The organism is Pseudomonas sp. EA_5y_Pfl2_R50 (assembly GCF_963970475.1).
GTDB lineage: Bacteria > Pseudomonadota > Gammaproteobacteria > Pseudomonadales > Pseudomonadaceae > Aquipseudomonas.
This window is the reverse complement of sequence record NZ_CAXAPT010000009.1, coordinates 138,953-164,392: the sequence shown is the minus strand read 5'-3', so window position 1 is coordinate 164,392 and position 25,440 is coordinate 138,953. Positions and strand designations below refer to the sequence as shown.

General features: G+C 60.3%; 28 protein-coding genes. 24 read left to right on the top strand and 4 right to left on the bottom strand.

All coding sequences use genetic code 11. The annotated features are described in order from the left end of the window. Nucleotides 1-71: 71 nt before the first annotated feature. The 21 genes from fabF to AACY19_RS17125 all read left to right on the top strand — a co-directional run bounded on the left by fabF (nt 72) and on the right by AACY19_RS17125 (nt 20,739). Entirely contained in the window at nt 72-1,316 is a 1,245-nt protein-coding gene (gene fabF, locus AACY19_RS17225; RefSeq protein ID WP_007908259.1) for a beta-ketoacyl-ACP synthase II, read from the top strand. Continuing rightward, a complete protein-coding gene (pabC, locus tag AACY19_RS17220) occupies nt 1,316-2,131 on the top strand; it encodes an aminodeoxychorismate lyase (RefSeq protein WP_339452187.1) in 816 nt (271 codons plus the stop codon). Before fabF ends, pabC begins: the two co-directional genes overlap by 1 nt. 2 nt (nt 2,132-2,133) lie before the next feature. Beyond that, nucleotides 2,134-3,294 (top strand): endolytic transglycosylase MltG, encoded by a 1,161-nt coding sequence (gene mltG / locus AACY19_RS17215; protein WP_339452185.1) that lies wholly within the window; start codon nt 2,134-2,136, stop codon nt 3,292-3,294. A 19-nt stretch (nt 3,295-3,313) separates the two neighbouring features. Beyond that, a complete protein-coding gene (gene tmk, locus AACY19_RS17210) occupies nt 3,314-3,946 on the top strand; it encodes a dTMP kinase (protein ID WP_339452183.1) in 633 nt (210 codons plus the stop codon). Beyond that, a complete protein-coding gene (locus tag AACY19_RS17205) occupies nt 3,939-4,922 on the top strand; it encodes a DNA polymerase III subunit delta' (protein WP_339452181.1) in 984 nt (327 codons plus the stop codon). The genes tmk and AACY19_RS17205 overlap by 8 nt, the downstream gene beginning before the upstream one ends. A gap of 42 nt (nt 4,923-4,964) precedes the next feature. Then, a complete protein-coding gene (locus AACY19_RS17200; protein ID WP_339452179.1) occupies nt 4,965-5,321 on the top strand; it encodes a PilZ domain-containing protein in 357 nt (118 codons plus the stop codon). 15 nt (nt 5,322-5,336) lie between these two features. Then, the gene (locus tag AACY19_RS17195; RefSeq protein ID WP_339452177.1) at nt 5,337-6,128 is read left to right on the top strand and encodes a TatD family hydrolase; all 792 of its coding nucleotides are present in this window, start codon (nt 5,337-5,339) and stop codon (nt 6,126-6,128) included. A gap of 351 nt (nt 6,129-6,479) precedes the next feature. Continuing rightward, nucleotides 6,480-7,118, top strand: a complete 639-nt coding sequence (locus tag AACY19_RS17190) for a TetR/AcrR family transcriptional regulator (protein WP_007950805.1) — start codon at nt 6,480-6,482, stop codon at nt 7,116-7,118. A gap of 137 nt (nt 7,119-7,255) precedes the next feature. Then, nucleotides 7,256-8,224, top strand: coding sequence for a GTP 3',8-cyclase MoaA (locus AACY19_RS17185; RefSeq protein ID WP_339452174.1), 969 nt, complete (start codon nt 7,256-7,258; stop codon nt 8,222-8,224). A gap of 169 nt (nt 8,225-8,393) precedes the next feature. After that, nucleotides 8,394-8,999: a DUF4823 domain-containing protein gene (locus AACY19_RS17180; protein WP_339452172.1), complete on the top strand. Its 606-nt coding sequence runs from the start codon at nt 8,394-8,396 to the stop codon at nt 8,997-8,999. Nucleotides 9,000-9,014: 15 nt separating this feature from the next. Then, nucleotides 9,015-9,575, top strand: coding sequence for a DUF1285 domain-containing protein (locus tag AACY19_RS17175; RefSeq protein ID WP_339452170.1), 561 nt, complete (start codon nt 9,015-9,017; stop codon nt 9,573-9,575). A 106-nt stretch (nt 9,576-9,681) separates the two neighbouring features. Next, on the top strand, nt 9,682-10,398 hold the full coding sequence (locus AACY19_RS17170) for a FadR/GntR family transcriptional regulator (RefSeq protein WP_339452168.1): 717 nt from the start codon (nt 9,682-9,684) through the stop codon (nt 10,396-10,398). A gap of 125 nt (nt 10,399-10,523) precedes the next feature. Then, nucleotides 10,524-11,399, top strand: coding sequence for an SMP-30/gluconolactonase/LRE family protein (locus AACY19_RS17165; protein ID WP_339452167.1), 876 nt, complete (start codon nt 10,524-10,526; stop codon nt 11,397-11,399). 271 nt (nt 11,400-11,670) lie between these two features. After that, a complete protein-coding gene (locus AACY19_RS17160) occupies nt 11,671-12,489 on the top strand; it encodes an SDR family oxidoreductase (RefSeq protein ID WP_339452166.1) in 819 nt (272 codons plus the stop codon). Nucleotides 12,490-12,625: 136 nt separating this feature from the next. Further along, nucleotides 12,626-13,630, top strand: a complete 1,005-nt coding sequence (locus tag AACY19_RS17155) for a substrate-binding domain-containing protein (protein WP_339452164.1) — start codon at nt 12,626-12,628, stop codon at nt 13,628-13,630. 55 nt (nt 13,631-13,685) lie between these two features. Beyond that, nucleotides 13,686-15,233 carry an L-arabinose ABC transporter ATP-binding protein AraG gene (araG, locus tag AACY19_RS17150; protein ID WP_339452162.1) on the top strand — a complete coding sequence of 516 codons (1,548 nt, stop codon included), beginning with the start codon at nt 13,686-13,688 and terminating at the stop codon, nt 15,231-15,233. 12 nt (nt 15,234-15,245) lie between these two features. Further along, on the top strand, nt 15,246-16,214 hold the full coding sequence (araH, locus tag AACY19_RS17145) for an L-arabinose ABC transporter permease AraH (protein ID WP_339452160.1): 969 nt from the start codon (nt 15,246-15,248) through the stop codon (nt 16,212-16,214). Nucleotides 16,215-16,481: 267 nt separating this feature from the next. Further along, nucleotides 16,482-17,195 carry a GntR family transcriptional regulator gene (locus AACY19_RS17140; protein ID WP_339452158.1) on the top strand — a complete coding sequence of 238 codons (714 nt, stop codon included), beginning with the start codon at nt 16,482-16,484 and terminating at the stop codon, nt 17,193-17,195. After that, nucleotides 17,192-18,190 (top strand): ADP-ribosylglycohydrolase family protein, encoded by a 999-nt coding sequence (locus AACY19_RS17135; protein ID WP_339452156.1) that lies wholly within the window; start codon nt 17,192-17,194, stop codon nt 18,188-18,190. The genes AACY19_RS17140 and AACY19_RS17135 overlap by 4 nt, the downstream gene beginning before the upstream one ends. 160 nt (nt 18,191-18,350) lie before the next feature. Next, nucleotides 18,351-19,817, top strand: coding sequence for a purine-cytosine permease family protein (locus AACY19_RS17130; protein ID WP_339452154.1), 1,467 nt, complete (start codon nt 18,351-18,353; stop codon nt 19,815-19,817). Next, nucleotides 19,810-20,739: a PfkB family carbohydrate kinase gene (locus tag AACY19_RS17125; RefSeq protein ID WP_339452152.1), complete on the top strand. Its 930-nt coding sequence runs from the start codon at nt 19,810-19,812 to the stop codon at nt 20,737-20,739. Before AACY19_RS17130 ends, AACY19_RS17125 begins: the two co-directional genes overlap by 8 nt. A gap of 52 nt (nt 20,740-20,791) precedes the next feature. Here AACY19_RS17125 and AACY19_RS17120 read toward each other — a convergent pair whose 3' ends face one another. From AACY19_RS17120 to AACY19_RS17105, 4 genes are all read right to left on the bottom strand, one after another. Further along, the gene (locus AACY19_RS17120; protein ID WP_339452150.1) at nt 20,792-21,172 is read right to left on the bottom strand and encodes a Rho termination factor N-terminal domain-containing protein; all 381 of its coding nucleotides are present in this window, start codon (nt 21,170-21,172) and stop codon (nt 20,792-20,794) included. 62 nt (nt 21,173-21,234) lie between these two features. Then, the gene (locus AACY19_RS17115; RefSeq protein WP_122609235.1) at nt 21,235-21,492 is read right to left on the bottom strand and encodes a hypothetical protein; all 258 of its coding nucleotides are present in this window, start codon (nt 21,490-21,492) and stop codon (nt 21,235-21,237) included. A 44-nt stretch (nt 21,493-21,536) separates the two neighbouring features. Next, on the bottom strand, nt 21,537-21,878 hold the full coding sequence (locus tag AACY19_RS17110; RefSeq protein ID WP_339452147.1) for a hypothetical protein: 342 nt from the start codon (nt 21,876-21,878) through the stop codon (nt 21,537-21,539). Between the two features lie 97 nt (nt 21,879-21,975). Next, on the bottom strand, nt 21,976-22,629 hold the full coding sequence (locus AACY19_RS17105; RefSeq protein WP_339452145.1) for an HD domain-containing protein: 654 nt from the start codon (nt 22,627-22,629) through the stop codon (nt 21,976-21,978). 228 nt (nt 22,630-22,857) lie between these two features. Here AACY19_RS17105 and AACY19_RS17100 point away from each other — a divergent pair, with 228 nt between their 5' ends. The 3 genes from AACY19_RS17100 (at nt 22,858) to AACY19_RS17090 (ending at nt 25,403) form a co-directional block, all read left to right on the top strand. After that, nucleotides 22,858-23,337, top strand: a complete 480-nt coding sequence (locus AACY19_RS17100) for a GNAT family N-acetyltransferase (RefSeq protein WP_339452143.1) — start codon at nt 22,858-22,860, stop codon at nt 23,335-23,337. A 436-nt stretch (nt 23,338-23,773) separates the two neighbouring features. Further along, nucleotides 23,774-24,763 (top strand): 2-dehydro-3-deoxygalactonokinase, encoded by a 990-nt coding sequence (locus tag AACY19_RS17095; RefSeq protein ID WP_339452141.1) that lies wholly within the window; start codon nt 23,774-23,776, stop codon nt 24,761-24,763. A 19-nt stretch (nt 24,764-24,782) separates the two neighbouring features. After that, nucleotides 24,783-25,403 carry a 2-dehydro-3-deoxy-6-phosphogalactonate aldolase gene (locus tag AACY19_RS17090; protein WP_339452139.1) on the top strand — a complete coding sequence of 207 codons (621 nt, stop codon included), beginning with the start codon at nt 24,783-24,785 and terminating at the stop codon, nt 25,401-25,403. The last annotated feature ends 37 nt before the right edge of the window (nt 25,404-25,440 follow it).

Below are 25,440 nucleotides of genomic sequence, written 5' to 3'. Positions count from 1 at the left end.
TGCCATCATGGCGTGCGGTTTTTTCTTTAGGCCTGATGCAAAGTCGTCGTCATTTGAAAAAGGAGAGTGCTGTGTCGCGTAGACGCGTCGTAGTCACCGGTATGGGTATGTTGTCGCCACTGGGCACGGATGTGCCAAGCAGTTGGCAGGGCATTCTGGCTGGCCGCAGTGGCATTGGTCTGATCGAACACACCGACCTTTCTGCCTATTCCACCCGCTTTGGCGGCTCGGTTAAGGGCTTCAATGTCGAGGAATACCTCTCGGTCAAGGAGGCACGCAAGCTCGACCTGTTCATTCAGTACGGTCTGGCTGCAGGCTTTCAAGCCGTGCGCAATGCCGGCCTGGAAGTTACTGACGCTAACCGTGAACGCATTGGCGTAGCCATGGGTTCGGGTATCGGCGGTCTGACCAACATCGAAGAAACCAGCCGTACCCTGCATGAGACGGGCCCGCGTCGAATCTCGCCATTCTTCGTGCCAGGCTCGATCATCAATATGATTTCCGGTTTCCTGTCCATCCACCTGGGTGCACAGGGGCCTAACTACGCCATCGCTACTGCATGTACTACCGGTACGCACTGCATCGGCATGGCGGCGCGCAACATCATGTACGACGAAGCTGACGTGATGATTGCCGGCGGTGCCGAAATGGCCGCGTGCGGTCTGGGCATGGGCGGCTTCGGCGCGTCCCGTGCACTGTCGACCCGCAACGACGAGCCGACTCGTGCCAGCCGTCCTTGGGACAAGGGCCGTGACGGTTTCGTCCTGTCTGACGGTGCCGGTGCACTGGTTCTCGAAGAGCTTGAACATGCGAAGGCGCGCGGTGCGACCATTTATGCCGAGCTGATCGGCTTCGGCACCAGCGGCGATGCGTTCCACATGACTTCGCCACCTGCCGACGGCGCCGGTGCAGCACGTTGCATCACCAACGCGCTGCGCGATGCGAAGATCAATGTCGATCAAGTGCAGTACATCAACGCTCATGGTACTTCGACCCCGGCCGGCGATCTCGCCGAAGCCAATGCGATCAAGTCTGTGTTTGGCGATCACGCCTATAAACTGGCGGTCAGCTCTACCAAATCGATGACCGGTCACCTGCTGGGGGCGGCGGGCGCGGTCGAGGCGATCTTCAGCGTCCTGGCGATCAACAGCCAGGTCGCGCCGCCGACCATCAACCTCGATGAACCGGATGAAGGCTGCGATCTCGATTTCGTGCCGCACACGGCCCGCAACATGGACATCGACGTCGTGCTGTCCAACTCCTTCGGCTTTGGCGGCACCAACGGCACCTTGGCATTCCGCCGGTTCGCAGGTTGATGGACTGCTGGGTCGACGGTCAACCGGCTGACAGTCTGTCGCTGAAAGATCGCGGCCTGGCTTACGGCGATGGTCTGTTCGAGACCATCGCCGTGCGTGGCGGCCAGCCAAGCCTGCTGGGTCGGCATCTGGCGCGATTGGCCGATGGCTGCTCGCGTCTGGCGATCTGCGCCGATATCGAGCTGATTCGCCATGAACTGCTGAGCTATGCGACAGCAATGGGCGAGGGCGTGCTCAAGCTCATCCTCACCCGTGGCGACGGTCTGCGCGGTTATGCGCCCGATCCGGCGGCGTCTGGCCGACGCATTCTGCAAGGCAATCCGCCTGCGGCTTATCCCGCTGCGCATGCTCAACAAGGCGTTCGCCTGTTTCCCTGCAACACGCGTCTGTCTGCACAGCCGTTGCTGGCCGGACTCAAACACCTCAATCGACTGGAACAGGTTCTCGCCCGCGCCGAATGGCAGGACAGCGAGCACGCCGAAGGCTTGATGCTCGATCAGTCTGGCCGAGTCATTGAAGGGGTATTCAGCAATCTGTTTCTGGTGCGCGACGGGATATTGATCACACCTGATTTGAAGCGCTGCGGCGTGGCAGGCGTGATGCGCGCAGAAATATTGTTTCAGGCCGAGTCACTGACCATCCCTACACAAATTGCCGACATCAGCCTCGAACAGCTGCAATGGGCCGATGAAGTGTTTCTCTGCAACAGCGTTTATGGCGTCTGGCCGGTACGCGCCTACGCTGCGCTGAGCTGGCCGGTTGGCCCGCTCACCCGTAAACTGCAAACCATTGCCCGCGCCCTACTGGATGCCTGATTTTGAGACGTAAACTTTTGCTGCTGCTGGAAACCGGACTGGTTTTGGCAGGGCTGCTGTTGGGCGCCAGCGCCTGGAAGATTCATTCCGCACTGGAACAGCCCCTGAACATCACGCAGGAAGAGCTGCTGGATGTGCCGAAAGGCTCGACACCGACCCGAACTTTCCTTGGACTCGAAACCGATGGTGTCATCAAGGACGCTTTCTGGCTTCGGGTCTATTGGCGTTTCAATCTGGCGGGCACGCCCATCCACAGCGGTGAATACCGCATGCAGCCGGGCATGACCGTCAACGGTCTGATCGACTTGTGGAAGCGCGGTGAAGTGGTGCAGTACAGCCTGACGCTGGTCGAGGGCTGGAATTTCCATCAAGTGCGCGCGGCGTTGGCCAAGGATGACAAGATCGAGCAGACCCTCAACGGCTTGAGCGACAGCGCTGTGATGGCGAAGATTGGTCATAAGGGCTTGTTCCCGGAAGGGCGATTCTTCCCCGACACCTACCGGTTTGTACGTGGCATGTCCGATGCCGAACTGCTGAAGAAAGCTTTTGATCGTCTCGATGAAGTCCTGGCGAAAGAGTGGGAAAGCCGCTCCGCCGATGTGCCGTACACCGAACCTTATCAAGCGCTGATCATGGCGTCGCTGGTCGAGAAGGAAACCGGTGTGCCGCAGGAGCGCGGACAGATTGCCGGCGTGTTTGTCCGGCGCATGGCGCTGGGCATGCAATTGCAGACGGACCCGACGGTGATCTATGGTCTGGGTGATCGCTACACCGGCAAGTTGACGCGCGCGCACCTGAAGGAGCCGACGCCGTACAACACCTACGTGATCCCTGGCCTGCCGCCGACGCCGATTGCGATGGTCGGGCGCGAGGCAATTCATGCTGCGCTGAACCCGGTGGAGGGCACCAGCCTGTACTTTGTCGCGCGCGGCGATGGCAGTCATGTGTTCTCTGATGATCTTGATGCGCACAATAATGCGGTGCGCGAATACCAGCTCAAGCGGCGCGCGGATTACCGCTCGAGTCCCGCACCGGTGGCAGCGCCAGAGTCGGCGCCGGCTGCGGAGGAATCGATTCCTGCAGCTTCGCCGGACACCGCGCCGCAGGCATTGCCACAGGTTCCGCCTCAGGAACCTGCGCCGGCCCCGGAAAACGCGCAATGACTTTGATTAAGGACTGCCTGTGACTGGCTTGTTTATTACCCTGGAAGGCCCGGAAGGCGCCGGCAAAAGCACCAACCGCGAATACCTTGCCGAGCGCCTGCGCGCCGCCGGTATCGAAGTGGTGCTGACCCGTGAGCCCGGTGGTACGCCGCTGGCCGAGCGCATTCGCGATGTGCTGCTGACCCCGGCCGACGAAGTCATGAACCCTGATGCCGAGTTGCTGCTGGTGTTCGCCGCCCGCGCGCAGCACCTGGCCGAAGTCATCCGCCCGGCGCTGGCCCGTGGTGCGGTGGTGCTGTGTGATCGTTTTACCGACTCGACTTACGCCTATCAGGGCGGTGGTCGCGGTCTGTCGCTGGAGAGAATCGCCACGCTGGAAACCTTCGTACAGGGCGACCTGCGTCCTGACCTGACACTGATTTTCGATCTGCCCGTAGAGATCGGTCTGGCCCGCGCCAGCGCACGTGGTCGTCTGGATCGTTTCGAACTGGAGGGCCGGGCGTTTTTCGAGGCAGTACGCAATGCGTTTCTCAAACGCGCTGAAGCCGATCCTGCGCGCTATGTGCGCATCGATGCCGGTCAGTCCTTGGTAAAGGTTCAGCAATCGCTGGATACCCTGATTCCGAATTTGCTGGAGCTGGCCCGTGGCTGAGGCCTATCCGTGGCAAGACGGCCTCTGGCAGCAACTGGCCGGTCGCCAGCAGCATGCGCACGCCTATTTGCTGCACGGTCCGGCCGGGATCGGCAAACGGGCGCTGGCCGAACGCTTGATGGCCAGCTTGTTGTGCCAGCGGCCGACGCCGGAAGCCTGCGGCGAGTGCAAGTCCTGTCTGCTGCTCAAGGCCGGCAGTCACCCGGACAATTACATTCTCGAACCGGAAGAGGCCGACAAGGCCATCAAGGTCGACCAGGTGCGCGATCTGGTCAGCTTCGTGGTGCAAACCGCGCAACTCGGCGGGCGCAAAGTGGTGCTGATCGAGCCGGTCGAGTCGATGAACATCAACGCCGCCAACGCCTTGCTCAAGAGTCTTGAAGAGCCGTCCGGCGATACCGTGTTGTTGCTGGTGAGCCACCAGACCAGTCGTTTGCTGCCGACGATCAAGAGCCGTTGCGTGCAACAGGCCTGTCCGTTGCCTGGCGAAGCGATGAGCCTGCAATGGCTGGCGCAAGCGTTGCCGGACTGTTCCGAAGAAGAGCGTGTCGAATTGCTGACGCTGGCCGCCGGCTCGCCCTTGATGGCCGTCAGTCTTCAGTCGCAAGGCGTGCGCGAGCAGCGGGCGCAAGTCGTCGAAGGGGTGAAGAAGCTGCTCAAGCAACAGCAATCGCCGACGCAACTGGCCGAAGAATGGAAAAGCATTCCGATGCTGCGCCTGTTTGACTGGTTCTGTGATTGGTCGAGCTTGATCCTGCGTTATCAACTGACCCAGGATGAAGGCGGCCTTGGCCTGACTGACATGCGCAAGGTCGTGCAGTACCTGGCGCAGAAAAGCGCGCAGGGCAAAGTCCTCGGCATTCAGGACTGGATTCTCGCTCAGCGGCAGAAAGTCCTGAGCAAGGCCAACCTCAATCCGACCCTGTTGCTGGAAGCCTTGTTGGTGCAATGGGCAGGATTGCCTGGCCAACGATAAGAATGTGTACCTAGACTCTGAAGATCAGCAGTGGAGGTCAACATGAATGAATCTGTCAGCCCGGGGCCACGCAACGGCATCTTGTCCCTGACCATCAAGGACAAATCGGTGCTCTACGCGGCCTACATGCCATTCATCAAGAACGGTGGTCTGTTCATCCCGACCAACAAGAGCTACAAGTTGGGCGATGAGGTGTTCATGTTGCTGAACCTGATGGACGAAGCGGAGAAGATTCCGGTGGCCGGCAAAGTCACCTGGATCACCCCGAAAGGTGCGCAAGGCAACCGGGCCGCCGGCGTCGGTGTGCAGTTCAACGAGGGTGACAACACCGCGCGCAGTCGCATCGAAACCCATCTGGCCGGAGCCCTGAAGTCCGACCGTCCCACTCACACGATGTAAGTAGCCGTCTTTTTTATGCTCGTAGATTCCCATTGTCACCTTGATCGCCTCGACCTCGCCGCCCATGACGGCTCGCTGGATGCCGCACTGGATGCGGCACGCGAGCGCGGAGTAGGGCACTTCCTGTGCATCGGCGTGAGTGCCGATAACGCCGCCGACGTCAAAGCCCTGGCTGAGCGTTATGACGATGTCGATTGCTCGGTCGGCGTGCATCCGCTGGATGTTCAACCGGGCGCCGCGCCGGCGCTCGACTGGCTGCTGCACGAGCTCAATCACCCGAAGGTGGTGGCGATCGGTGAAACCGGCCTCGACTATCACTACGAGCCGGAAGCCGCGCAATTGCAGCAGGAGTCATTCCGTCTGCACCTGCAAGCGGCGCAGCAGACCGGCAAACCGGTGATCATCCATACCCGCGGCGCCCGCGCCGATACCCTTGAGTTGCTGCGCGAAGCCGCGCTGCCCCAGGCCGGTGTGCTGCACTGTTTCACCGAAGACTGGGACATGGCCAAAGCCGCGCTGGACATGGGCTATTACATTTCACTGTCGGGCATCGTCACATTCCGCAATGCCGATGCGTTACGTGATGTCGCGAGCAAAGTCCCAGCGGATCGCTTGCTGGTGGAAACCGACTCGCCGTATCTGGCACCGATCCCCTACCGCGGCAAACCGAACCTGCCGCAATACGTGCGCGAAGTGGCGGAATTCCTCGCGATGCTGCGCGGTGAAAACTACGAGCGTTTCGCCGAGCAGACCACCGAGAACTTCAAGCGTCTGTTCCCGCTGGCGAGTGTTAAATCTGCCCTGTAGTCGTTTGCCAAATCGCAGGCAAAAAAAACCCGGGTTCTGGGGGGTGAATCCGGGTTAAGACCATTAGGAGTAAAACAAAGGCACGCGGTCCGTTGGTACCTTTATCGACGCGGCACTTGGGGGAGATGCCGCCCGACAGTTCAAGTATTGATCAGTCTGGCGTGCAGTCCAGTGAGCCGGTGGGGGTTTTTAAACAAATTTGGAATACGTTCGCTTCAGTTGAGTTCTCATTGCGCCCAAAACGTTCTCAAAACGAACAAGAAACACAGATATGGTCGGATGATCCGTGCAATTCTGCGCAAGTTAGGCATAATACGCGGCTTCGAATTTTGACCCTTCAGACCTTTTCTTATGCACAAAGAACCTCGTAAGGTCCGTGAGTTTCGTCGCCGCGAGCAAGAAATTCTCGATACCGCGCTCAAGCTGTTCCTCGAACAAGGTGAAGACAGTGTCACCGTCGAGATGATTGCTGATGCCGTGGGTATCGGCAAAGGCACGATCTACAAGCACTTCAAATCCAAGGCCGAGATTTATCTGCGCCTGATGCTCGATTACGAGCGTGATTTGAACGAGCTGCTGCATTCGGCCGATGTCGACAAGGACAAGGAAGCGCTGTCCCGCGCCTACTTCGAATTCCGCATGCGCGACCCGCAGCGCTATCGCCTGTTCGACCGTCTCGAAGAGAAAGTGGTCAAGGGCAATCAAGTGCCGGAGATGGTCGAGGAGCTGCACAAGATCCGTGCCTCGAACTTCGAACGCCTGACCTTGTTGATCAAGGGCCGCATCAGCGAAGGCAAGCTCGAAGACGTGCCGCCGTACTTTCACTACTGCGCATCCTGGGCGCTGGTGCATGGCGCTGTTGCGCTGTATCACTCGCCGTTCTGGAGCAATGTGCTGGAAGATCAGGAAGGTTTCTTCCAGTTCCTGATGGACATTGGCGTGCGCATGGGCAACAAGCGCAAGCGCGATCCGGAAACCCCAAGCAGCTGAGCCATTCAGCAGCCTTATTGCGCCATGATTTCGCTACATGACGCAGTACCGCAGGAATATACTCAGGCATAGGGCTTGCTAAAACTTGATTTGTGAGTCAAGTTTTAGCGGCTCGAAATTCTTTCGCCGGAGTGATCATGATCGTTGACCGTCAAGGCAGGCGTTTCCGCAATTTGCGCATCAGCCTGACCTCAGCCTGCAATTACGCGTGTACCTACTGCGTGCCCAACGGCAAGCGGTTGGTGGCTGCGCAGGATGAACTGTCGGCCGAAGCCATGGCGCGCGGCGTGGCGTACCTGATCGAAGCCGCCGGCATCGAGCGCCTGCGCATCACTGGCGGCGAACCGCTGGTCAGCCCCAAACTCGAATCGTTCATGACCGCTGTCGGCAAGATGGGCCTGGAAGACATCAGCCTGACTACCAACGGGCAACTCCTCGCAAAAAAACTGCCGCTGCTGGTCGATGCCGGTTTGCGCCGGATCAACGTGTCCCTCGATACCCTGGACGCCGGCGCGTTCCGCAGCATTGCCCGTGGTGGCGACCTGGCCACAGTGCTCGACGGCATGGACCAGGCGAAAGCGGCGGGGATGAAGATCAAGGTCAACATGGTGCCGTTGCGCGGGCAGAACCTCGATCAGGTGATGCCTTTGCTCGATTACTGCCTGGAACGCGGATACGAACTGCGCTTTATCGAGCTGATGCGCATGGGCCACCTGGCCAAGGACTCCAACGCGTTCCTGCAACAGTTCGTCAGCCTGCAGCAATTGCTGGAACTGATCGGCGAGCGCTACGAGTATGCGCAAACCGACGCGCCCGTAGACGCTACCGCCGTGCGTTACGCGATTCCCGGCCTGGGCAACTTCGGCGTGATCGCCAACGAGAGTGTGCCGTTCTGCCGGACCTGCTCGCGCTTGCGCCTGTCGTCGACCGGTTGGCTGCATGGCTGCCTGTCGTCGAGCAACCGCCACTATGTCGGCGATCTGCTCGACAAGCCGCGCCATCAGGCGTTGCCGGCGCTTCAGCGTTTGCTGGTCAAGGCGTTGGGGGACAAGCAGGAAGTGGCGTTTTCTGGCGGTGCCACCGTCATGAAAATCATCGGCGGCTGATACCTTTTTTTCGCGAGCAGGCTCGCTCCCACAGGGTTTTTCGCAATCCTGTGGGAGCGAGCCTGCTCGCGAAAGCAATCCATCATTCGATAAGGATCCCGAGCTGGCGCAAAAGCTGCATCCAATGGCCATTCGCCGGTTTTCCGTCACCGGCCTCTGGAGGAATAGGATGCGTAGCCTGGTTTTGCTGCTGGCCGTTTTGGCGCTTGGCGGCTGTATGACTGTCAGCGATATGGCCGAAGGCACTCGCTACCAGATGAGCGATGCCGGTTTGCTGGACCACAGCGACAGTCGTCGCGTGAACAACTTCCGCATTCAGCCGGACTCCTTCATCTACATCGCCCAAGGCGCGTTCGCCCCGCCGGGTGGTTCCTATCCGCGTCCGAACGTGGTCGCCGAAGAAGCCTTCAAAGGCTTCGTCGAATACTTCCCGATGGTCCGCCGCGCACGTGCGCCGGAAGGTCTTGATCAAGCGATGGGTGAAGCTCGCGATGCCGGCGCGCACTATCTGCTGTACACGCGCTTCGCCAAGGCTGATGACCGAATCGGCAATTCCGATGAGTGGCTCGATCAGGAGGCCGTGGATCGCTTGGGCATCGACGGCGGCGTGATTCAGATCATGTTGATCGAGACCAATACCCAGTATTTGATTGATACTGCACGGATCAAGAGTCGTGGCGGTTTACTGACATTCCACGACAGCAAACCCGAAGACCTGATCGGCCCGCCGCTGGCTCAATATGCGCGCAGCCTGTTGGGCGTCAGCGACCAGTAATTCAAGGAGAACGCCATGAGTGGCCCGCAAAAAGCCAATGACTTGTTGGGACAAATCCCCAAAACCAAAGGCTTGCCGCCGGTGCACTTGTGGAACCCGGACTTCTGCGGCGACATTGACATGCGCATCGCCCGCGATGGCACCTGGTATTACCTGGGCACGCCAATCGGGCGCAAGCCCATGGTCAAGTTGTTCTCCACGATCATTCGCCGCGACGGTGATGATTACTTCCTGATCACCCCGGTCGAGAAAGTCGGGATCACGGTCGACGACGCGCCGTTCGTGGCAATCGCCGTCGAAGTTGAAGGCGAGGGCGAGGCGCAGGTCCTGCGCTTCACCACCAACGTCGAGGAAACCGCCGAGGCCGGGCCTGAGCATCCGATTCGTGTCGAAATTGATCCGGTGACCCAAGAGCCTGCGCCTTACGTGCACGTGCGCACCAACCTTGAAGCGTTGATTCACCGCAATGTGTTCTATCAGCTGGTGGAACTGGCGGTGAGCCGCGAGATCGAGGGTCAGCGCTGGCTGGGCGTGTGGAGTGGCGGCGAGTTCTTCCGTATCGGCCTCGAACCGTAAACACAAATCCCTCATTGGTTTTGTGGATTGCCTGAAAAATCCTGATTGACTGTTAATCATATGATCATTAGCTTGATCACCCATCGCGATCTGCTTTGAGGTGTTCATGTCCAGCAGCTTTCATGCGTCAACGGTCGATTGGCTTGGCAGCTGGATCGCTGCCGGCCAGGTCAAGCCGGGGCAGACCATCAAGGTCGAGGCCGATCTGGGCGAACAGCTTGGCGTCAGCCGTACCGTCATCCGCGAAGCCATCAAAACTCTCGTCGCCAAAGGCCTGCTCGAAGTCGGCCCGAAAGTCGGCACCCGTGTGCTGCCGGTGCGACGCTGGAACCTGTTCGATCCGCAAGTCGTCGGTTGGTTGTCGCGTAATGGCTTGCCGGAAAACTTCGTCGATGACCTGCTCGATCTGCGCCGCACCATCGAGCCAATGGCCGTGCGCTGGGCCTGCGAGCGCGCGACCCAGGAACAGATCGACGCCGTGCAACTGGCCTACAACGCCCTTGAGCGGGCAGTGGACAGTGGTGTCGATTACAACCGCGCCGACCAAGCCTTCCACGAGTGCATTCTCGCCGCCAGCCACAATCAATTCATTGAACAAATGGTCCCGGCCCTCGGCGCGTTACTGGCGGTGTCATTCGAGGTGTCCGCTGCCGACCCCGATGAATTGCGCCGCACCTTGCCGATCCACAAAGACATGGCCGACGCCATCACCGCCCGCGATTCTGCGCGGGGCGTGTGGGCGTGCATGACCCTGATCGACAATGCAGACCTGGCGATCAAACGGTTTTACCCGAAAGCCATGGCCGACAGAAAGGCCAGTTGAACATCCCGTTTTCCCTGTGGGCGCTAGCCTGCTAGCGATGACGGCAGCACATGCGAAACAGGTGTCGCCCGACATCGCCAGCAGGCTGGCCCGACACTAATAACAAGAACAATGGAGACCGTTATATGCCGTGGACCGCCCTGACCCAACACCGCGCCCGACTCGGCGAAGGCCCGTTCTGGGACGCGCCGACCCAGGCGCTTTACTGGGTCGATATCGCCGGCAAACAGGCGTTGCGCCTGATCGGTCAGAACGTGCAGATCTGGCAGATGCCTGAACATATTTCCGCGTTCATCCCGTGCAGCAACGGCGATGCGCTGGTCACACTGACTAGCGGCGTCTATCGCCTGGATCTCGACTCGCCCGGTCTCGAACCCCGCCTGAGCCTGTTCTGTGTCGCCGACCCGCAACCGGGCAATCGTCCCAATGAAGCGCGCTGCGATGCCCAAGGTCGGCTGTGGCTCGGCACCATGCAAAACAATATCGGCGAGCAGGGTGAAGATTTACCGATCACCCGACGTTCCGGAGGGCTGTTCCGCATCGATCCGGATAAGCGCGTAACGCCATTGCTGCGCGGTTTGGGGATTCCCAATACGTTGTTGTGGAGCGATGACGGCACCACGGTGCTGTTCGGCGACAGTCTCGACAGCACGCTTTATCGCTACTTCATTCACGCCGACGGCAATCTCGACAATGCTCAATCCTGGTACGGCCCTGACCCGCAGGGCGGCCCGGATGGTTCGGCGATGGATGCTGAAGGTTATGTGTGGAATGCCCGCTGGGATGGCAGTTGTCTGTTGCGCCTGACGTCTGACGGGAAGGTTGATCGAAAAATCGAGCTACCGATCAGCCGCCCGACCAGTTGCGTGTTCGGCGGCGAAGACTTGAAAACCCTGTACATCACCAGCGCCGCAAGCCCGCACAACCATGCGCTGGATGGCGCGGTGCTGTCGATGCGCGTCGATGTGGCCGGAAAGCTCTGTACGCGATTTGCCGGTTAAGTCCCATAATATGGGATGCAAAATTATATATTGAGATTATTTGGTGGTCGGGTTTATAGTCGGCTCCAGCAGTAACACGCACTCACACTTAAAAAGAACAAAACAGGTGAAGTGATGCAGCGAATCTTTCTCGCACTCCCGAGCGGAGTCCGCGTCTCGCAACGGCCCCATGCTGTCGGCCGCGCCTGCCTGTTTCGTTCCCAGCGTCTTCCAGACCGGACATCGTCAGATGCCCGGTTTTTTTGCGCTTGCGAAACAGGAGTCCAGATCCATGGCTGAACCTCTTTCCCTGCCGCCGGTGCCCGCACCGCCGAAGGGCGAGCGTCTGAAAAACAAAGTGGTGCTGCTGACGGGCGCTGCACAAGGTATCGGCGAAGCCATCGTCGCGGCGTTCGCTGCGCAGCAAGCCAGATTGGTGATCAGCGATATTCAGGCTGACAAGGTCGAGAAGGTGGCCGCCCACTGGCGCGAGCAGGGCTACGACGTACAAGCGCTGAAGACTGATGTGTCGAGTCAGGTGGATTTGCATGCCATGGCCAGACGCGCCGTCGAACTGCACGGGCGCATTGACGTGCTGATCAATTGTGCCGGGGTCAACGTGTTCCGTGATCCTCTGGAGATGACCGAGGAAGACTGGCGCCGCTGTTTCGCCATCGACCTCGATGGTGCCTGGTTCGGCTGCAAGGCAGTCCTGCCTCAGATGATCGAGCAGGGTGTCGGCAGCATCATCAACATCGCTTCGACCCATTCCTCGCATATCATCCCCGGTTGCTTCCCGTACCCGGTGGCCAAGCACGGTTTGCTCGGCCTGACCCGCGCCCTGGGTATCGAGTACGCGGCCAAGGGCATTCGCGTCAACGCCATCGCTCCGGGCTATATCGAAACGCAGTTGAACGTCGATTACTGGAACGGCTTCGCTGATCCGCACGCCGAGCGGCAGCGCGCCTTGAACCTGCATCCGCCCAAGCGCATCGGTCAGCCGATTGAAGTGGCGATGACCGCCGTCTTTCTGGCCAGTGATGAAGCGCCGTTCATCAATGCTTCATGCATCACGATCGATGGTGGGCGTTCGGTGATGTACCACGACTGAACGAAGCGGCTTTCTTGCGGATAATGCCGCTTGAAATCCAATCATCATACGATATGACTATTTTCAACAGGCTTTGCAGTAACACGCTTTAACGCTTTTCAAACATTGCTCAAAAAAAATAACAAGGAGTCAGCTTATGAAACGTCGTTTCGGGATTCGTACCCTGTGCAGTACCGCTCTGGCAGTCACTGCGTTCAGCCTGAGCAGTTCGCTGTTCGCTGCCGACACCGTGAAAATCGGTTTTCTGGTCAAGCAGGCGGAAGAGCCCTGGTTCCAGACCGAGTGGGCTTTCGCCGAGAAAGCCGCCAAGGACAAGGGCTTCGAACTGATCAAGATTGCCGTACCGGACGGCGAGAAAACCCTGTCGGCCATCGACAGCCTCGCGGCCAACGGCGCCAAGGGCTTCGTGATCTGCCCGCCGGACGTGTCGCTCGGCCCAGCGATCATGGCCAAGGCCAAACTCAATGACCTGAAAGTGATTGCCGTCGATGACCGTTTCGTCGACGCCAGCGGCAAGTTCATGGAAGACGTGCCGTACCTCGGCATGGCTGCGTTCGAAGTCGGCCAGAAGCAGGGCAACGCCATGGTCGCCGAAGCGAAAAAACGCAACTGGGACTGGAAAGACACCTACGCGGTGGTCAACACCTACAACGAACTCGACACCGGCAAGAAGCGCACCGACGGTTCGGTGAAGTCCCTCGAAGACGCCGGGATGCCGAAAGACCACATCCTCTTCGCCGCCCTGAAAACCCTCGACGTACCGGGCAGCATGGACGCCACCAACTCGGCGCTGGTGAAACTGCCGCGCGCGGCGAAAAACCTGATCATCGGCGGCATGAACGACAACACCGTGCTCGGCGGCGTGCGTGCCACCGAAGCAGCCGGTTTTGCGGCGGCCAACGTGATCGGCATCGGCATCAACGGCACCGACGCCATTGGCGAGCTGAAAAAACCTGATAGCGGTTTCTTTGGCTCGATGCTGCCAAGTCCGCACATCGAAGGCTACAAGACTGCCGAGATGATGTACGAGTGGGTCACCACCGGCAAAGAGCCGCCGAAGTACACCGCGATGGACGACGTCACCCTGATCACCCGCGACAACTTCAAGCAAGAGCTGGAAAAAATCGGCTTGTGGAACTGACGCAAACAACGGCCCGGGTCGCCGGGCCGTTTGATTGGTGTGAAGAGGTGGCTTTATGCACGCGCAAGTACAGACACAAGAACAGCACGGCGCCAGCGGTAGCCTGCGCTTCAACGGGATCGGCAAGACGTTTCCCGGTGTGAAGGCGCTCGACGGCATCAGCTTTGTTGCCCACCCCGGCGCCGTTCACGCCTTGATGGGCGAGAACGGCGCCGGAAAATCGACCCTGCTGAAAATCCTTGGCGGCGCTTACATTCCGAGTAGCGGCGAGTTGCAGATCGGCGAGCAGACCATGGCGTTCAAGTCGACCGCCGAGAGCATCGGCAGCGGCGTCGCGGTGATTCACCAGGAGCTGCATCTGGTGCCGGAAATGACCGTCGCCGAGAACCTGTTTCTCGGCCATCTGCCGGCCAGTTTCGGCTTGATCAATCGCGGTGCGCTGCGTCAGCAGGCGTTGAGCTGCCTGAAAGGCCTGGCCGACGAAATCGATCCGCAGACCAAGGTCGGCCGCCTGTCCCTCGGCCAGCGCCAATTGGTGGAAATCGCCAAAGCGCTGTCACGCGGCGCCCATGTGATCGCCTTCGACGAACCGACCAGCAGCCTCTCGGCCCGCGAGATCGACCGCTTGATGGCGATCATCGGTCGTCTGCGTGACGAGGGCAAAGTCGTGCTCTACGTCTCCCATCGCATGGAAGAAGTGTTCCGCATCTGCGACGCCGTGACGGTGTTCAAGGACGGTCGCTACGTGCGCACTTTCGACGACATGAGCCAGTTGACCCACGATCAACTGGTGACCTGCATGGTCGGTCGCGACATTCAGGACATCTACGATTACCGCCATCGTCCGCGCGGCGCCGTGGCGCTGAAGGTCGACGGTTTGCTCGGCCCGGGCCTGCGTGAGCCAATCAGCTTCGAGGCGCACAAAGGTGAAATCCTCGGTTTGTTCGGGCTGGTCGGGGCAGGGCGCACCGAGCTGTTTCGCCTGCTCAGCGGCCTGGAGCGCAACACCGCCGGACGCCTGCAGTTGCGTGGTCATGAGCTGAAATTGCGCTCACCGCGTGACGCGATTGCCGCCGGGATTCTGTTGTGCCCGGAAGATCGCAAGAAGGAAGGCATCATCCCCCTGGCCAGCGTCGCCGAGAACATCAACATCAGTGCCCGTGGTGCCAACTCCGGCCTGGGCTGTCTGCTGCGCGGAATGTGGGAAAAGGGCAACGCCGACAAACAGATCAAGGCGCTGAAAGTCAAAACGCCCCACGCCGGGCAGCAGATCAAATTTCTCTCCGGCGGCAATCAGCAGAAGGCCATTCTTGGTCGCTGGCTGTCGATGCCGATGAAGGTCTTGCTGCTCGACGAACCGACGCGCGGCATCGACATCGGCGCCAAGGCCGAGATTTACCAGATCATCCACAACCTCGCCGCCGAGGGTATTTCGGTGATCGTGGTGTCCAGCGACCTGATGGAAGTCATGGGCATTTCCGACCGCATTCTGGTGCTGTGCGAAGGCGCCCTAAGCGGCGAAGTCGACCGCGACCAGGCCAATGAATCCAACCTGCTGCAACTGGCTTTGCCGCGCCACCGCGCTGACGGCGCGGCGAACTGAGAGGTGACTATGATGACAACCCAAAACGAAACCCTGCCGACCGAGCGCAAACCTTTGGACATGCGCCGCTTCCTCGATGACTGGGTCATGCTGCTGGCGGCCGTCGGCATCTTCATTGCCTGCACGCTGCTGATCGACAACTTCCTGTCGCCGCTGAACATGCGCGGCCTGGGCCTGGCGATTTCCACCACCGGGATTGCGGCGTGCACGATGTTGTACTGCCTGGCGTCGGGGCATTTCGACTTGTCGGTCGGTTCGGTGATTGCCTGCGCCGGGGTGGTTGCGGCGGTGGTAATGCGCGACACCGACAGCGTGTTTCTCGGTGTCAGCGCGGCGTTGCTGATGGGCCTGATTGTTGGTCTGATCAACGGGATTGTAATTGCCAAGTTGCGGGTCAATGCGTTGATCACCACGTTGGCGACCATGCAGATAGTTCGGGGTCTGGCGTACATTTTTGCCAACGGTAAAGCGGTAGGTGTGTCTCAGGAATCGTTCTTCGTATTCGGTAACGGCCAGTTGTTTGGCGTGCCGGTGCCGATTCTGATCACCATCGTTTGCTTCCTGTTTTTTGGCTGGTTGCTGAATTACACCACCTACGGGCGCAACACCATGGCCATCGGTGGCAACCAGGAAGCGGCGCTGCTCGCGGGCGTGAACGTTGACCGGACCAAGATCATCATCTTCGCCGTGCACGGTCTGATTGGTGCGCTGGCAGGTGTGATTCTGGCGTCGCGGATGACCTCGGGGCAGCCGATGATTGGTCAGGGCTTCGAGCTGACGGTGATCTCGGCTTGCGTGCTGGGCGGGGTGTCGCTGAGCGGCGGGATCGGCATGATTCGGCATGTGATTGCCGGGGTGTTGATTCTGGCGATCATCGAGAACGCGATGAACCTGAAGAACATCGACACCTTCTACCAATACGTGATTCGCGGTTCGATTCTGTTGCTGGCCGTAGTGATTGACCGCCTGAAACAACGCTGAATCAACAGCTACCCTCACCCCAACCCTCTCCCGGAGGGAGAGGGGGCCGACCGAGGTGTTTTGCGTCCTGCATCGACCTGAAAGTTGTCGTCGACTATGGATTCGGCAAAGCACTTTCAGGTCGATGTATCTCCAAAATATCCCCCGTTCGGTTCCCTCTCCCTCCGGGAGAGGGCCAGGGTGAGGGGCTTTTGATTCTCCCGCCTTTCGTCACTATCCCCAAATTTCCCTTGCCCGCTCACACCCGTTTCGGTTATCACTTTGTACATGATTAGACAGGTACGATTTGACAAGAAACAACGGGTGGTCGACGAGCTCGTCCGACGCATCGAAAGCGGCCTCATGGAGGACGGTTTTCTGTTGCCGGGCGAACATCAGTTGGCTCAAGAATTCAACGTCAGCCGTGGCACGTTGCGCGAAGCGCTGGCCGAATTGAAACGGCGCAAATACATCGCTACACAAAGCGGGGTCGGCTCTATCGTCACGTTCGACGGCGTGGTGCTCGATCAGCGCAGCGGCTGGGCCCAGGCCCTGGCCGACAGCGGGGCGATGATCAATACCGAAGTGCTGCGTCTGGAAGCGGTGACCCGCCCCGATTTGCTCTCGCGATTCGGCACTGACCAATTCATCACCCTCGACCGTCGGCGGCGTGCCACTGACGGTACGCTGGTATCCCTCGAGCGTTCATTGATGCCGGCCAGCGGCGGCCTGGAAAGCCTGCCCCGCGTCGGCCTGATCGACAATTCCCTGACCATCACCCTGGCCGCCTACGGCTACATCGGCGAACGTGGCGATCAATGGATCGGCGCCGAACCTTTGAATGCCGAAGACGCCGAACTGCTCGGCCGCCCGGTCGGCACTGTTTTTCTCAAAGCGTTGCGCACCACCTACGACCGGCAGAACCGCTTCATGGAACAGGTCGAAAGCTTGCTCGACCCGGTGCATTTCCGTCTGCACCTGCAATTTGGAGAAGCGAAATGACCCCGCTCAACCGTGCCCTCGGCGCTTTTTATGGCCTGGCACTCGGCGACGCGCTGGGCATGCCGACCCAATCGCTGAACCGCGAAACCATCAAGACCCGCTTTGGCACCATTACCGATCTGCAGGACGCCGGGCCGCTGCAGCCGATTGCCGCGAACATGCCCAAAGGCTCGATCACCGACGACACCGAACAGGCGATTCTGGTCGGTGAACTGCTGGTCGAAGGCAAGGGCCGGATCGAGCCGGCGATCCTCGCGCAACGCTTGATCGAGTGGGAAGCCGAGATGCAGGCCAAGGGCTCGCAGGACCTGCTCGGCCCGTCGACCAAGCGTGCCATTGAAATGATTCTCGCCGGCCATTCGCCGGAGGACGCCGGGCGTTACGGCACCACCAACGGCGCGGCGATGCGCATCACCCCGGTGGGCATCGCGGCGGATGTTTCCGACCCTCAGCGGTTTATCGCGGCGGTGGTCCAGGCCTGCCAGGTCACGCACAACACCAATCTGGGGATTTCCAGCGCGGCGGCGGTGGCGGCGGTGGTCTCTGCCGGCATCAATGGCATGGATCTGGGCGAGGCGCTGAACCTCGGTCAGCACATAGCTCAGCAAGCCGAGGCGCACGGGCACTGGGTCGCCGGCGGCCGCATCGGCTCGCGGATCAGTTGGGCGCGCAGCATCAGCGTGGATAGTGACAAGGCGTTGCTCGCCGATCTGCTCTACGACGTGATCGGCACGTCGGTGGCGTCGCAGGAGTCGGTGGTGGTCTCGTTCGCCCTGGCGCAGCAAGTGGCTATCGGTGAAATGAGTGCGTTCGACGCGCTGTGCATGGCGGCCAGCCTCGGCGGCGATACTGACACCATCGCGGCGATTCTCGGTGCAATGCTGGGGGCCTGCCTGGGCCTTGAGTGTTGGCCTGCCGAGATGATCGAGACGGTTAAGGCCGTTAATCATCTGGAGCTGGAACCGTTGGTGCAGGGGCTGTTGGTCTTGCGCTGATTGAACTGACGCCATCGCTGGCTTGCCAGCGATAGGCGCGCCACGATTTTTGAATCATTCACCCCGCAATGGATCGCGCAGACGGGCCCGGGACGGCCGCGATGTCTTGTCATTCTGCGTCATTGCCACAACCACAAAAAAGGCAAACAGGAGCATCTTCATGAGTTCATCAAACGCCGGGCAAAGCGCCGGACAACTGGAAACCCGCGGCATCGAACCGGTGCCGGAAGCCGAGTGCAACGGGCATCCGCTGCAGCTGTTCTGGGTCTGGTTCGCCGCCAATATTTCCATTCTCGGTCTGCCATTGGGCGCCACGCTGGTGGCGTTTCGCGGGCTGGCGATCTGGCAGGCAATCATCGTCGCGATCATCGGCGCCGCCGGCTCTTTCGCAGTGGTCGGGATCATCTCGATTGCCGGCCGCCGTGGCCGTGCGCCGAGCCTGACCTTGTCGCGGGCGATCTTCGGCGTGCGCGGCAATATCGGCCCGACGCTGGTCTCGCTGATGTCGCGTCTGGGTTGGGAAACGGTCAACACCACCACCGCTGCATTCGTATTACTGTCGCTGTGTTCGATCCTGTTCGGCTCACCGGTGGAGGCGAAAAGTGCGCCGATACTGACGCTGATCTTCATCGCGATTTTCGTCCTCCTGACCCTGTCGGTGTCCGGCCTCGGTCACGCGACCTTGCTGGTGATCCAGAAGTGGGCGACCTACGTGTTCGGCGCGCTGAATATTCTGGTCGGCGGCTTCCTTTGCGCGACCATCGACTGGAGCGCGGTGTTCAACGCTACGCCCGCACCGATGAGCGCAATGATCATTGGCATCGGCACCATGGCCGCCGGCACCGGTATCGGTTGGGCCAACGCGGGTGCGGACATGTCGCGGTATCAGCATCGCAGCGTCAAGGCTGTGCGTCTGGTGGCGTCCGCCGCGTTCGGTGCGGGTATTCCGCTGGTGCTGCTGATCACCCTCGGCGGCTTGCTTTCGGTGGGCAACAACGATCTCGCCTCGGCGACTGACCCGATTGTGGCGATCCGCGACATGCTGCCGACCTGGATGGCCGTGCCGTACCTGATCACCGCGTTCGGTGGCCTGCTGCTGTCGAACAACCTGTCGGTGTACTCCGCCGGTTTGACCACGCTGACCCTCGGACTCAGAGTCAAGCGCGTCTACGCGGTGGTGGTCGACATCGTGGCGATCTTCGCCGGTTCGATTTACTTCATGCTGATCGCCGACAGTTTCTATGGCCCGTTCATTACCTTTATTTCCCTGCTGGCGGTGCCGATCACGGCGTGGGTCGGGATCTTCGTGGTCGACCTGATTCACCGTCACTACTACAGCCCGAAAGACCTGCTCGACGTCAGCCCGAGCAGCGCCTACTGGTATCGCGGCGGCATCGAATGGCGCGCATTCGGTGCGTGGGCGATTGCCATCGTCCTCGGTTTCAGTTTCACCACCATCGGCACCACCGCTGAAAACGTCTGGTTCAAAGGCTTTTTGTCCGATTCGTGGCTGGGCCACAACGGCCTCGGCTGGATCGTGACCTTCGTCGTGGCCGGTGGCATTTACTTTGTCCTCGGCGGAGCGAAAGATCGCCGCGCCGCGCAAACCGGGAATGCTCATGCCTAAGATGTTGCACACCGGCCAGGTCATCATCGACCTGGTCATGGCCGTGGATAAACTGCCGCAGATTGGCGGTGACGTCCTCGCGCAGTCGGCGGGTTTTGAAGCCGGTGGCGGGTTCAATGTGATGGCGGCGGCGGTGCGCAACGGTCTCCCTGTGGTCTATCTCGGGCGGCATGGCACGGGGCGCTTCGGCGATCTGGCGCGTGAGGCGATGCAGGTTGAAGGCATTCATATCGGCATCGACCAGCCAGCGCAGCGCGATACGGGTTTGTGTGTGGCGCTGACGGATGCGTCGGCGGAGCGCAGTTTCATTTCCTACATCGGCGCTGAAGGTGAAGTGACTGAAGAGGACCTGAACAGCGTCGCCGTCGAACCGGGCGATTACGTTTATCTCAGTGGCTACAGCCTGCTCCACGAGGGTAAAGCCCAAGCATTGCTCGACTGGACATTGGCGTTGCCGGCGTCGATCAATGTCGTGTTCGATCCGGGCCCGTTGGTGGAATCGCCGGATGCACCGATGATGCAGGCGCTGCTGCCGCGCATTGACGTGTGGACCAGCAACAGCGTTGAAGCGCTGCGGTTCACCGGGGCTGAGGACATTGCGGGGGCGCTGGATCGTCTCGCTGAACACCTGCCTGAGAAGGTGTTGATGGTGGTGCGAGACGGGCCGCAAGGCTGCTGGATTCATCAGCGCGATGAACGTCTGCATGTGCCGGGGTTTGCCGTGAAAGCGGTAGACAGCAATGGTGCCGGCGATGCGCATGCCGGGGTGTTTGTCGCCGGACTGGCGCAGGGATTGTCTGCCCGGGAAGCGGCGCGACGGGCGAATGCGGCAGCGGCGTTGGCGGTGACGCGCTGGGGGCCGGCGACATCGCCGGGGGCGGCGGAGGTGGATGCCTATATCCGTGAATCCGGCGATGTCTGATCTATGGCAATCGCTGGCTTGCCAGCGATGAGGCCATCAGCATCAGCAACACTCAGCCCGCTTTGCGCAACGCCTCGATCAACTCCTGCTTACGCATAGAAGACCGCCCGGGGATCTGCTTCGCCCGGGCCTCCTTCATCAAACTGTCCACTGTCTGTGTGTCCTTCGAAGCCTTGCTGTTACGCGAATGTCCTTCGCGGCTGGCCACTGCGCGCCGCGATGATTCCTTGCGATCTTCGGCTTTGGCAGGCGCCGGTTTTTTGCGTGCCGAACCGCCGGCCTTTTCGCCACCGCCCGATTGTTTGTTCACCGTCGCCCAGGCTCGCGCCTCGGCTTCATCCTTAGGCACGCCTTTGTGTTCGTAGCTGTCTTCGATGTGCTCGGCCTTGCGCTTCTGCTCGGCGGTGTATGTGTCTTTGCTTCCACGAGGCATGGATTTCTCCTCTTGTGCGCAGATGCGGTCGCTCGCCACTCCGGCAGCGAGCGACCTCAGCACTATTGCAGATCCAGTTTGCGCGCGGCTTCAACCCCGGCTGCACTGAGCTTGATCGGCAGGTTCAACGAATGTTCGCCAGCTTCGTTGCAGGTCACATGACCATGATGAATCAGGCCACGCTCCTGCAAAGCGGCGAGGGCGCTGGCCACGACTTTTTCGCCCCGGTAATTGTCGAGCACCTCCTTGCCCAAACCACTTGGGTGGGCGTGCAGCAGGCGGGTCAGGACTTCTTTTTCCAGGTTTTTATCGACGTTCATGGTTACCTCTTCATGGGAGTGAATAGGACGCTCGCGTCGGCGAACTACTTTCCGGCGCCTTCGGAACCGGAACCACCCGTGGTGGTTTTAGAGCCGACCCCAGGCCCCGCGTTGTCTGGCGTGGCCGGGGCGCCGGGGGTGTTCATGCCACCCTGACGACCCGGATCACTGCCCTGTGTACGCGGGTCGGTGCCGGTGGCGGGAGGCTGATTGATCAGGGGCACGCCCGAGCCATCGGTGTTCATGCCGGGAGCACTGTTGATGGCGGGCGCGCGTGGCGGAGTCGGATCGGTAGGGCCGGTGCCCGCAGCAGTGCTGGAAGCTGCGAAAACGGCGGGGCAGAGCAGGGCGCTGAATACGAATGCGGTCAACCTTGACGGGATCATAGGGTTTCTCCAGTGATTGAAATCCTTACCTGTTGTTGGTCTGCCCTCGTCGCGGATTGGTGCCTGATGAACGACGAACGGTCGAATCACAGGAGCATCAGCCGAGGCCGATCTCTTCCTTGAACTGCGCCATGAATTCCTTCAGGCGTTGATGACGAATCTGCGCCAGACGCTGGCCGGCGGCGGTCTGGAAGCCGTCGGCGAGGTGCAGCAGTTTGGTCTGGAAGTGATCCAGGCAAAAACGCGTGTCGTTGTAGTCGCGGTGTTTCGCTTCAGGGTCCTGCGGGTCATACAGGGCCGCACCCATGCGCCCGGCCACGTAAAAAGTGCGGGCAACGCCGAGCATGCCCATAGAGTCGAGACGGTCGGCGTCCTGGATGACTTTCGCTTCGAGAGTGAGCGGAGTGATGTTGGCGGAAAAGCTGTGGGCTTCGATGGCATGAAACACGGCGCTGATTTTTTCGTCGGGCCAGCCCAGCGTGGCCAGTACTGCCGAAGCCTTTTCCGCCGCCAGACGCGACGCTTGTGCGCGCAGCGATGAGTTCTTTTCGATGGCTACACAGTCGTGCAGGAGCACGGCGGCGAGCAGCACCTGCAGATCCCCGCCTTCTTCTGCATGCAGCGTGCGCACGTTATGCCAGACACGCTGGAGGTGGGCGAGGTCGTGGGCGCCGTCGTCGGACGGTTCCAGCGCATGGGGCAGTAGTTCTGCTGCCAGTGCCGCCACGGGTGTAAAACATTCACTGTTCATAAGCATCCTTTCAGATTGTCGAGATCCCTGGTGGGAACGGGCAGGCTCGCGAATACATTCTTTCAGTCGCCTGAGGTGCTGATTGAAAGGACGCCTTCGCGAGCAAGCCCGCTCCCACAAGGGACTGCAGTGTTTGCAACATTGCGCAGGGTAGGGTGTGTTTTGCCATGTGACGAGCGCCACGCATGGCCTTAGTATGGCGCTTTCCATTTCCAGCAAGGCCCGTCCATGTCGATTGAAATCCGCCCGGCGACCCCCAGCGATGCGCCACAGATTCTCGCCTTCATCACTGAACTCGCCGATTTCGAAAAGGCCCGCCATGAAGTCATCGCCAGCGTCGCCGACATCGAGCGCAGCCTGTTCGGCGAAGGCGCCACCGCCCACGGTCTGATCTGCCTGCGCAACGGCCTGCCCATCGGTTTCGCAGTGTTCTTCTTCAGCTATTCGACCTGGCTGGGCAGCAACTGCCTGTACCTCGAAGACCTCTACATCACTCCGGATCAACGCGGTGGCGGCGCCGGCAAAACCCTGCTGCGTCACTTGGCGAAAATCGCCTGCGACAACGACTGTGGTCGCTTCGAATGGAGCGTGCTCGACTGGAACACCCCTGCCATCGATTTCTACAAATCCCTCGGCGCGCAACCCCAGGAAGAGTGGGTGCGGTATCGCATGGATGGCAAGGTTCTGCGTGATTTTGCCGAAGGCTGAATCCAATCCTGATTCGATTGTCGACAACCCTCTAGCCCGGCATTCCAAGCGCCATTTTTGCGCGCTCACGGACGTCACCTGCAATGCCTCTGGAACAATTTCTCCACGCCCGTGGAGCCTGCGCTGCGTCCATGAGTGACCGGCGATAGGCGAACTGCGGGCGGCACCGTCATTCGGGCGTTCGTGTCGCACGCAAATCCTCGCGAGCGCTACACAGCAAAAGCATGTTTGAAGCTGATTTCATTTTTGCGTCCTTGAGCGTTCGAGACTGGCCGCTTCGCAGGCGTGCGGGTCGGCTTTTTAAAGTCATGCCGGAGCAATGGTTGGCACACTTGTAAATCCCATAATATGGGAGTGATATTTATATATTGAGATTTGTTGGTTCGTGGGTTTATAGTCCGTCGCACTCACTGCCAAAAACAAAACAGGTGAAGCGATGCTGGCGCAATTGATCGCGCTCGATTGGGGGACAACCTCATTACGTGCTTACAAACTCGCGGCCGATGGTGTGGTGCTGGAGCAGCGCGCGCTGTCATCCGGGATCATGCAGTTGCCCAAGACCCCGCGAATCATCAACGGTCGCGAATGCGCCGATGGTTTTGAATTGGCCTTCGACGAGGCGTGCGGCGACTGGCTCGATGCGCAGCCAGATCTGCCGGTGATCGCTTGCGGCATGGTCGGCAGCGCACAGGGCTGGCGCGAAGCAGCCTACTGCGAGACGCCGGCAAACGTCGCCAATCTCGGAAACTCCCTACAAACAGTTGTCAGCCTGCGCGGCACCGTGGTGCATATCGTGCCGGGGGTGATTCAGCGTTCGCGTCTGCCGAATGTGATGCGCGGTGAAGAAACCCAAGTGCTTGGCGTGCTGCAGAACCTGCCACTTGAGGCGGGCGTTGATCTGCTGATCGGCCTGCCGGGCAGTCACTCGAAATGGGTGGACGTGGTCGATGGCTGCATCACCCATTTCGATACGTTCATGACCGGCGAAGTGTTCGCCGTGCTCAGTGAGCACAGCATCCTCGGTCGCACCCAACAACGCAGTGCGACGTTCGACAGTCAGGCGTTTGATCGGGGCGTGCAGATTGCGCAGTCAGTTGACGGCGAACTCGGCGTGCTGTCGACGCTGTTCAGTGCGCGCACCCTGGGCCTGACCGGTGAGCTCAGCGCCACGGCGCAAGTGGATTACCTGTCCGGCCTGATGATCGGCCATGAACTGGCGGCACTCGCCACGGTGCAACGACGTCGCCGCTCCACACCGGTTCTTCCCGCGATCATCCTCATCGGCAACGTGCAGCTGTGCACGCGCTACAGCCGTGCCCTCGATGCCTGTGGCTTTGTCGACGTGACGCTGGCCGAGCAAGCCACAGAGCGTGGTTTGTGGCAACTGGCGCTGGCCGCCGGACTGATCGATTCCTCATCCCGTTAACCCTGACTGGAGGCCTGACATGCTCAAGCAAGCATTGGCGCAAAACGGTCTGATCGCGATTCTGCGCGGCCTGCATCCCCAGGAAGCCGCCGCTGTCGGAGAAGTCCTGTATGCCGCTGGATTTCGCGTCATCGAAGTACCGCTCAATTCACCTTCGCCTTACGAAAGTATCCGCATCCTGCGCAAGACCTTGCCCGCCGATTGCCTGATCGGTGCCGGCACAGTGTTGACGCCGGAACAGGTCGAGCGGGTGAAAGAGGCGGGCGGCCAAGTGATCGTCATGCCGCACAGCGATGCCACGGTGTTGCGCGCGGCGAAAGCAGCCGGGCTGTTTCTGTCGCCGGGTGTGGCTACGCCGACTGAAGCGTTCGCGGCGCTGGCGGAGGGCGCGGACATTCTCAAGCTGTTCCCGGCCGAGCAGATGGGCCCGGCGGTCGTCAAAGCCTGGCTCGCGGTGTTGCCATCCGGGACGGTGCTGGCGCCGGTCGGCGGCATCACCCCGGATAACATGCAGGCATTTATCGATGCCGGCGTGAAAGGTTTCGGTCTCGGTTCCGGCCTGTTCAAACCGGGCATGACGCCAGAACAAGTGGCCGTGAATGCCAAGGCCTACGTTGCCGCGTGGAAGGCCCTTCGCTGAGACTTTTTGGCGCTGCGTGCGCTGCATCTACAAGAGA